At 30.8% G+C, this 3478-nt stretch carries 3 protein-coding genes; all 3 read left to right on the top strand.

All coding sequences use genetic code 11. The features are described 5' to 3' along the window. Window positions 1-518 precede the first annotated feature (518 nt). Genes G561_RS0113275 through G561_RS0113265 form a run of 3 tightly spaced genes read left to right on the top strand, consistent with a single transcriptional unit; the run spans window position 519 to window position 3476 of the window. Window positions 519-1457 carry a glycosyltransferase family 52 gene (locus tag G561_RS0113275; protein ID WP_028859964.1) on the top strand — a complete coding sequence of 313 codons (939 nt, stop codon included), beginning with the start codon at window positions 519-521 and terminating at the stop codon, window positions 1455-1457. Between the two features lie 11 nt (window positions 1458-1468). Then, on the top strand, window positions 1469-2542 hold the full coding sequence (locus G561_RS0113270) for a glycosyltransferase family 4 protein (RefSeq protein ID WP_028859963.1): 1074 nt from the start codon (window positions 1469-1471) through the stop codon (window positions 2540-2542). Window positions 2543-2594: 52 nt separating this feature from the next. Next, window positions 2595-3476, top strand: coding sequence for a glycosyltransferase family 4 protein (locus G561_RS0113265; protein WP_028859962.1), 882 nt, complete (start codon window positions 2595-2597; stop codon window positions 3474-3476). Window positions 3477-3478: the final 2 nt, after the last annotated feature.

The raw sequence follows: 3478 nt of genomic DNA, 5'->3' as shown, positions 1-3478 counted from the left end.
TTGAGTTTGAGAGACGATACTATGATAGCCTTAATGAGTCAGACAAAGCTGCCTGACTCAAGCAATCAACTCTCCGATATAGTCGGGGCGGTTCACTGAGTTAAGAAAAGCTTAACCTCTTCACTTACTTTAAGTTAATTAATTACAGGGTACTTTGTAGCGTTTTTATTAAAACTCTAATACATTTATATATTCTAATATTGAGGATGTAAAATAGAGTATTGCTGCTTTACTTTGACCTACAAAAACCATAATTCAGAATTAATCATAACCACGCAATTCTTAAATTTTTTACTACGAATAATAAATTTCCCTTGAATACTGATTAGATAAGTATAAGTAACATTAATTATTGGCTTTCATAATTGTGCATTTAAGAAAAATTTTTATAGCAGTTTAAACTACTATTGTGGAGTAATTATTAGTTATTAACGTAACGCTACAATAGATATTGGAACTAAAGTATAATGTTAGGCTTTTTTAAAAATTCCAACCACCACGAGAATAAAAGATCTGATATGAGTAAAAACCTATTAATGTGTGCCACTCCTCTACAAATGCTAATAGCAGAAAGAATCATTAGAATATATCCTCATGAAGATTTTAAACTTCTTTTATTAGTCCTATCGGATAATGATAAATATAGATATTATTATAATAGGATTAGCAGTTTATGTTCTGGAAGTATTTATCATGTACCAGAGCGTGGCTTGAAGGGAATATTTAAGTTATTGAAGAACCTAAAGAAAAATAGAATGTTAATCGGTTATGACAAAATTTATATTGCAAGTATAAATGAAAGCTACTTCCAATACATAATATCATTCAACTCAAAAGCTCAAGTTTTTACCTTTGATGACGGTACTGCTAACATATTTAGTAATAGTATATATTTCAAAAACGAAAATATAAATATTTATAAAAGAATATGTAGAGGTTTATTAGGTCTAAATATTTATACTGAGCATGTAAGAAGTTTATCGAAGTTACATTATACTATTTATTTTGATATGCCTAATATAGTAGATAATACTAAGTACTTGGAACTTTTCGATGACACAGGGTCCAAAAAACTTAAGTCCAGTAATAAAACTATTAAGATATACTTAGGCCAACCTCTAAGCGATAAGTTTAGTGATAAATATATTGCTTCTATTCTGGATAAATTAGGGGTCACTCATTACTTCCCACATCCCAGAGAAAAAACTTTCCCAAATGGAGATTTTCAAATAATAGAAACGCCCTTGATCTTTGAAGACTATATAATAAATTATCTAGAGTTAAATGATGAAATCTTTATAGAGGTATTCAGTTTCATTAGTGGAGCGCTAATAAATTTATCCAGTTTTAACCGAGTAAGAACAGTATATATCTATAATTACAAACTTTATGAAGAATATAAAAGTTTTTATGATTTAGTACAGAAAAAGTTCAACATACCACTTATTCATCCATAATAAGGTTAATCATGAGAAATATATGCTTTATGACAGGCAATTTAAGTAATCCAGGGGGAACGGAAAGGGTGGGTTCTATTATTGCTAACGGGCTTGCTAGTAAAGGCTATAATATTGTTTTTGCCAGTATTTCAGGAGGTAGTGAGCCCTTTTTTCCATTAGATAGCAGTATTAAGACTGTAACTTTACTTAAAAAGCCTGGAAAATTAATATATCGTACCCCGTTTCTAATATCAAGTATAAGAAAAATGCTAATTGCAGAGGACATTGACATACTTATCGTAATCGAAAGTATGGCTACTCTTTTCACGCTTCCTGCAACTATAAACTTAAATATACGTCATATTTGTTGGGAACATTTTAATTTTACAGTAGATTTAGGTAAATATGGAAGGAGATTGGCTCGTCAATTGGCAGCTATTTATTGTGATGCCATTGTAACCTTAACAGAGCGAGATGAAGGACTCTGGAAAAAAAACACTTTACACAATAACCAAATTGTCACTATTCCAAATCCAAGTCCATACAAACCTCAATACTATGACAAATCTGAAAATAAAATTGCCTTAGCTGTCGGAAGGTTAACTAAGCAAAAAGGATTTGATTACTTATTACAAATATGGTCAATAATTTCAAAGGGACAAAACGATTGGCAATTGATTATTGTGGGAGATGGCGAGAATCGGAAAGATTTACTATCTTTTATTCAAACTCATAATTTAGAGGCCTCCGTAAGTATTGTAGGTAATACTAATGATATAAGCTACTATTATAAAATAGCTAATATATTATGCATGAGTTCTAGGTATGAAGGTTTTCCGATGGTTTTACTTGAAGCTTTATCTTTCGGTCTTCCTGTCGTAAGCTTTGACTGTAATACTGGTCCCTCTGAGATTCTTGAAAACACGGGGAGTATTTTAGTACCGCCAGGAGATATTACAACCTTTGCTTCAGAGCTCAACAGTCTGATGCTTAACCAGCCCAGGAGAATTGAGATATCTAAAAAAAGTGTGAAAAAATCAAAGCAATACCAACCTGAAAGAATAATAGATATGTGGGTAAATTTAATCCAAAATATAAACTAAAATCAGTCTAAGGAAGTTTAATTATGATAATGGTTGTTTTGAGCATCTTGTTATGAGAATTGTCTTCATTGTTCCGAGATTGGTAAACTGTGGACCAGTCAATGTAGTGTTAAACTTAGTTAATGAGCTATCAAATAGGCCAGGAATAGATATTTCGATTGTTAGTATCAGAAGTAATGACATACAATACTCTACAGAATTCTTAAGTTTGGGAATTACCAAACTATATACATTAGCTAACACTAGAGGTTTTTTAAAGAAAATTTTATATTTATCTAATCTAGTTAAGGATGCGGATATTATTCATTCACATGGTTTTTATCCCGATTTACTTTCTGCATGCTTCTTAAGAAAATGTAAGAGAAGAATCTCTACTGCACATAGTTTATTTATTAAAGATTACAGATCCGTATATGGTAATATTAAAGGTTTATGTTATGGATTATTACACCATACTGTATATTGGATTTCTTCTTTCGATAAGATTGTGGGGTGTTCTGAAAGTGTGAAAGACTATTTGATAGAATCCTCCAGTTTGTTTATACGAAAAGGAAACATAACTTTTGTACATAATGGAGTTAATACAGATAGATACTTTAAACTTTCTCAACATGATAAGCATAAATTGTTAATGGAATTAAATCTTCCGGTTAATTTAAATGATAGTTATGAATCAGAAACTAAAGTATTTATATATTCGGGTAGGATTACTCGTAGTAAAAAGACTTTTGAAATGATTAGATGGTTTATCGGGTCCCAGTATATTGACAATAGTATATTGTTAATATTAGGTGAAGGAGAGGAAATGGTTAAGTGTACTGAACTGGCACAAGACTATAAAAAGGTAGTGTTCAAAATTCTGTGTCATTCCCCTAAACTATGTAAAAAACAAGGAATGACACCATGCAAAACTTTGACTTTAACGAAGCCTTAAAA

Source organism: Psychrobacter phenylpyruvicus DSM 7000 = NBRC 102152 (assembly GCF_000685805.1).
GTDB classification, from domain to species: domain Bacteria; phylum Pseudomonadota; class Gammaproteobacteria; order Pseudomonadales; family Moraxellaceae; genus Psychrobacter; species Psychrobacter phenylpyruvicus.
This window is presented reverse-complemented; position numbering and strand designations above follow the sequence as displayed.

Coding starts and splice junctions, on each gene's coding strand:
- G561_RS0113270 (WP_028859963.1), top strand. CDS start 1,469: ATGAGAAATATATGCTTTATGACAGGCAATTTAAGTAATCCAGGGGGA.
- G561_RS0113275 (WP_028859964.1), top strand. CDS start 519: ATGAGTAAAAACCTATTAATGTGTGCCACTCCTCTACAAATGCTAATA.
- G561_RS0113265 (WP_028859962.1), top strand. CDS start 2,595: ATGAGAATTGTCTTCATTGTTCCGAGATTGGTAAACTGTGGACCAGTC.